This window comes from Candidatus Micrarchaeota archaeon (genome assembly GCA_021163225.1).
GTDB lineage: Archaea > Micrarchaeota > Micrarchaeia > Anstonellales > JAGGXE01 > JAGGXE01.
Genome location: JAGGXE010000006.1, coordinates 1 through 5209, shown reverse-complemented (window position 1 = coordinate 5209; position 5209 = coordinate 1). Strand labels below are relative to the sequence as shown.

Sequence of the window (5209 nt, the reverse complement as noted above, 5' to 3'; positions counted from 1 at the left end):
TGACCGTCCTGGACATCTCGGGATCGTTTATCATCAAGACCAATGTCTTAATCCTATCCTCAAAAGTAGTGATTCCGTACCTTGACAACAGTTCTTCAATCGGGCCACGGTCGCCCGTAAGGTCGAACAAAGGATAGAACCGAACGAACCGGTTACGTCTATCAACGTTTCCCGAACGTTTTTTGAACACTTTTTTCATAGATATTCCTGATTATCCTATGGAAAACACAGTATTTAAAGGTTGTACGTTGCACTGGACGTGGTGAGATGATGAAAAAACGCAGGTTAAAAACAAAATCAGATACCGGAAAACCGAGGGCTTCTGTAAGAAGAATGATTTGGATCATACATAACAACGGATGTGGGAGAGGTAAGCAATCGTGCCGGTGTGTGAGCGCGATTCGGATGATATAAATTAGACCTGTTGCCTAAAGTGTCAAAACAATAAATTTAAAACATCGTTCATCATAACTATATGGGGTGATGGGATGGTTCATGACCGGCTTATCGTTGCGGCTACCTCAAACAGTAGGGAACTCGGTAAGAAGGTCTGTAAGGCGTTGGACACTAAGATAAAGAGAGAGTTTGAAAAACTGGGCGTGACAGAGAGATGGCAGATACCGCCTTGGGATGTTCTGAAAGAAAAGAGATATGACAGATTGGTCATGTTGAAAGCCGATAACCGGGCATCTTTTGGTTCGGAAGAGTTCAGGTTATGGCCGGTCAAACGTGTGGATTTTAACAGTACAGAATTCAAGATAGAAATAGACAAAAGCGTGAGGGGCGCGAACGTTTTCCTGATCCATCAATCCTTCCGTCCCGTTACTCCTCCAGAGAAGATACTCTTCAACATAATGAACATCGTAAGTACCGGGGTAAACGAACGTGCATGCCAAGAAATCTATGACCTGCTGAACAGATGGCATAACGAACGAACCGTTTCGGAGAACGATATGGAACTCTTCTACACGGTATCCACACTGAAACGTGATGCGGGCGCGAGGAAGGTAATAGTGTTCAACCCGTTACTCTCCAACGAACGCCAGGACCACCGAAGGAAACGGGAAGGGATAACCGCACGGGATTTCCTTCATCTGTTGAACGAATCCGGATGTGACGAACTGTTCGTGTTTGACATACATTCCATAGGTACGTTGGCCGCTTCCGTGGACATGAAGATAGACAACCTCTATCCTACCGGGGATCTCGTTTCTGAGTTTAAAAAGAGGTTCCCTAACTACAGGGAACGATTCGTGATCATCGCTCCTGACGCGGGTGCCGCTAAGAAGTGTGAGCATTTTGCCAAACAGTTAGATCTTCCGGTGTACATCGCGTCAAAGGTCAGGGATTACGATTCGGTGGGGGTGGTGGACAGAGTCATCCTTCCCTATCCTGACCATCTTCTAAAGGACAAACATGCCCTGATCATAGATGATATGGTAGACACTGGGGGAACGTTGTTCAAGGTAATGGACGCATGCAAGGATAAGGGAATAGGAAAGTTCGTCGTGATGGTCACGCATTTCTTAGGCAACTATAATAAGACGAAGAGGTTCGACCCTATTGAGGAGTTCGACAAACGGTACGAGTGCGGGGAACTGTTAGCGGTAATGACAACTGATACAGTACCGAGACACGAGTCCTTCTCTAAGGAGCATGAGTGGTATAACGAGATATCCATCGCACCGCGTATCGCAGAAACGATATTCAGTTTACATTTCAACGAATCCGTAGCACGTGTACATCTTGATGAGATATGAACCTCCTCAGTTCTAATCGGTAGCGCCCACCCGTTTGATAAACTCTGACAAAACAAGTTCAACGTTATCGGTCCTCAAACTCGCCGCTTTATCATGACCGCCGCCAGAGATTATTACATCACCGAGGTCTGTCATGAGGTCGGAGATGATTCGACGTGCACTGACACCCAACCGGTAGGCTTCGCTGTTCACACGAACAGTAATCAACCGTTTACCGTAACCTATAACAACGTACGGACCGTTATAACTATCACCTATCTCTTCAAACGCGATACCGCACGCCTTTGATTTGGACGGAAACCCGAACCGTTTAACAAGTTTGTCCAGACGTAACAAATAGACACGAATATCCGTCCCGTTTCTAACGACCTCTCTCATACTCATATACTTCTCTAAATTCGACCTGATCTCTTCGATCTTTTCATAGGCTTCCACACGTATGCTTTCGAACAATGCACGGTCATCGAACAGAACACGTTTGTAAAATTCCAGTGTGTTCGGAAAAGAGGAGTATACGCCTATATAATCGAGCACTACCGAAGTTGCAATGTCCTCATCGGTCGGTGTGTAAAGGTCACTCTTATCACCGGTTAACGAATAATTCATCAACTTCCTCGCGGTTTCGTCGTCGAGCCCGAGGGCACGCGATAACTCTGCGGCGAGCACACCAGTAGTAATGTTGGAATCGCCACCGTAATCCCAGGGGTTGAGGTAACTCACCGAATCTATGTGATGATTGGGCGGATGATGGTCCACAACGATGACTTCCGCACCCGCTCCTAAAAGAAGTTTTATGCCTTCATCGCAATGCGGGTCGGAACCGAGGTCCAAAATCAGTACCAACGGTCTGTAACCAGTCATCAAACTCAGGTCGCGCAACGCTTCGGAAGGTGAATATATAACAGAATTGTTCTGCATGTTGTGCACGGGTTTCTTCAAAGCCATGTAGATAAGAAGTGCCGAAGTAATACCGTCGGTATCGTTGTGAAACCTTATGAGTACGTCGCGTCCCATAAAAACCGCACGTTTGATCCGTTCGGCAGTTCTACGTACATCCTGCATCATCTTCGAAAGAACGGGATTACTGAGTAACGGGTCCAGAGACCTTATCTCAACATCGGGTTCGATATATTCGTCTATCGGGGCATGTTCTATCACGGTCATGGTACCGTCCGACCCTGAAACAGTCACCTTGCACGGACCGATATCCAACCTATCCTTTGATTCTACGACATAGGTCTTGCTGCGTGTCGCCAAAAGATATCTGTTGCGTCTCAATTCCTTTACTATGACACCTTTGAGAGTGAGTTCCATACGAATCACTTTTTTAAACTTTGGTTTTATAAATGCTTACGATGGTCACCGCATTGGTCAGACTGTTCGTACTCTTCATACCCGCATACGTGGCTAACGGTGCACCTGTGCTCCTGGGGGGAGGGTGTCCCGTCGACCTAGGCAAAAGGTTTATCGACGGACGGAAACTCCTCGGGAACAGTAAAACCGTACGCGGTCTCATAGCCGGGATAATAACCGGGTTTGCGGCAGGAGCGGTGTTAGGTGTATGGCATACCCACCTCTTTCTTTTCAACGATAGAATATGTTATGCTCTGGCAGGGCTGTTAGAAGGTGTGGGCGCGATGGCAGGTGATATGACAGGTTCCTTCATCAAAAGACGTCTAAACCTTAAAGAAGGTGACCCCGCTCCTATCATGGACGAACTCGGATTCCTAATCATGGCAACGGTTTTTCTGTTTCCGATCCTATCTCAGCTTACCTTCACTATCGAGGTTATCCATTACTTCCTCGTCTTAATCATAACATACGTACTTCATAAGAGCACTAACTTCCTGGCAAACAGAATAGGACTAAAGAAGGTCCCGTGGTAAAAAACAAAAGGGGAAAAATCGCTTTATTTCTTTCTTGTCCTGGTTTTTCTGGTCTTCTTCTTTCTGGATGAACCACCTGTTCTCGACGCGGTCCGCGTCGAACGTTTCTTTACTGTTCGAGCCTTCGAAACCTTCTGCGTCTTTTTAATCTCTTCAGCCAATTCCTTGATCCGTTTGATCTTTTCCTCCAGGTCCGCCTTATCAACGGTCTCGTAAGGTTTATGCTCTATGGGAGCGGGTGGTGAAATAGGTTTCTCATCAAAAGGCGGTTCCGGCACCGAACCTTCCAACCGGTTCTCTTCGAATCGTTCAACGGTTTCGACCTTGGGCGTGAAAAGGTTGTCTATGTCATCGGTCTCGTCCCTTCTCCGCGGTGCGTAAAGTACGATAACGCCGAACAGGATCGCAGCAATGATAACTAACACTACCAGAACGGGTAGGAAGACCATCAACCTATCCTTGTCGCTCTGACCCGTCATAGCAGCGGTTGTAAGCGTCTGGTTTACGGGAAGAGGTTTGAATACGTTCACCTTTTTCTCAATGTTAAACCCGGGAATGCGTACCACGTAGTACCCCTGGTCTTCGGGGATGAGTGTTGCTATACCGTCCGAATTCAAAGTGATGTTAACGGACCTGCCGTCCGGGTAAACGACTTCTACGGGCACCTGGACAGGCATGTTGTCTTCATCGACCACTGAGATGGTCAACTCTTCTCCTAAACTGACGTTGTTCGGTACCAATAAACGCACTTTCTTCAATGTCACTGTCAAATCCGGGGCGGGCATCGAGAAAAATGTTTCGTTATCTATCAGTCCATCATCTTCGATAACCATTTCAACAGTTCTGTTAACAGGAACATCGGTAAACTTCCAAACAACACTATCATCGGATTGAGAGTACGGTTCCGGATCAAAGTTCGGTTGCGAATACGGACCCAACGTTTCTTTAACCAGAACTTCTTTTACCAGAGGTTGCCCGTTTGTAAACTTGATCGTCATGACCGATCTGTAAGAATACACGTACTTCAATGCAAATATGTCGTAGGTTTTGTTCTCGTAAACGTGCAACTCTCTGACAACGGTGCCGTAATCCGTATCGTATTCTTTGACAAGGTCGTAATCTGCATACGTAAGAGATACGAAGACCAACATCACCAAGAAAACGGATAATGAACCTTTGTTCAACAGATCACCCCCACTCATTTTACAATTGTTATACACAAATAAACATATTTAAACCTTTCTGTACCGAGCCCCGCAGATGTGTAATTGTAAATAAGTTTGGTGTTCCCTTAAAATTTGAATTTGGAGACTCTCTTTACACTTTCCTTCTACTCATCTCCAAAAATAGTATTCATAAAAGTACTCCAAACGTATTCTCCCGAAATTACTTCCTCTCGCTAAAAAGCACATAAACAAGGCGGACAAGAATTCACATAGCAGGAACAGCTGCTGCCTTCGTGAATAATCCCTATAAAATTAATTCGTTGGAGATGAGTAAGAAGAGAAGTACAAGGTTTGGTGGAATACAAGAATGGTGGACGAGTTCGGTATAGATTTCAAT

5 protein-coding genes are annotated in these 5209 nt (G+C 45.8%); 2 read left to right on the top strand and 3 right to left on the bottom strand.

What is annotated here, in order from left to right; all coding sequences use genetic code 11:
• A partial coding sequence (locus tag J7K41_00545; GenBank protein MCD6549190.1) for a hypothetical protein occupies nt 1-199 on the bottom strand: 199 nt, incomplete at its 3' end.
• A 289-nt stretch (nt 200-488) separates the two neighbouring features.
• Between J7K41_00545 and J7K41_00540 the strand changes: the two genes are divergently transcribed.
• A complete protein-coding gene (locus J7K41_00540; protein MCD6549189.1) occupies nt 489-1760 on the top strand; it encodes a ribose-phosphate pyrophosphokinase in 1272 nt (423 codons plus the stop codon).
• Between the two features lie 12 nt (nt 1761-1772).
• Here J7K41_00540 and J7K41_00535 read toward each other — a convergent pair whose 3' ends face one another.
• On the bottom strand, nt 1773-3074 hold the full coding sequence (locus tag J7K41_00535; protein MCD6549188.1) for a hypothetical protein: 1302 nt from the start codon (nt 3072-3074) through the stop codon (nt 1773-1775).
• A 41-nt stretch (nt 3075-3115) separates the two neighbouring features.
• Between J7K41_00535 and J7K41_00530 the strand changes: the two genes are divergently transcribed.
• Nucleotides 3116-3646 (top strand): CDP-2,3-bis-(O-geranylgeranyl)-sn-glycerol synthase, encoded by a 531-nt coding sequence (locus J7K41_00530; protein ID MCD6549187.1) that lies wholly within the window; start codon nt 3116-3118, stop codon nt 3644-3646.
• A gap of 23 nt (nt 3647-3669) precedes the next feature.
• Here the strand turns inward: J7K41_00530 and J7K41_00525 are convergent, their stop codons facing one another.
• Nucleotides 3670-4830, bottom strand: a complete 1161-nt coding sequence (locus J7K41_00525; GenBank protein ID MCD6549186.1) for a hypothetical protein — start codon at nt 4828-4830, stop codon at nt 3670-3672.
• Between the last annotated feature and the right edge of the window lie 379 nt (nt 4831-5209).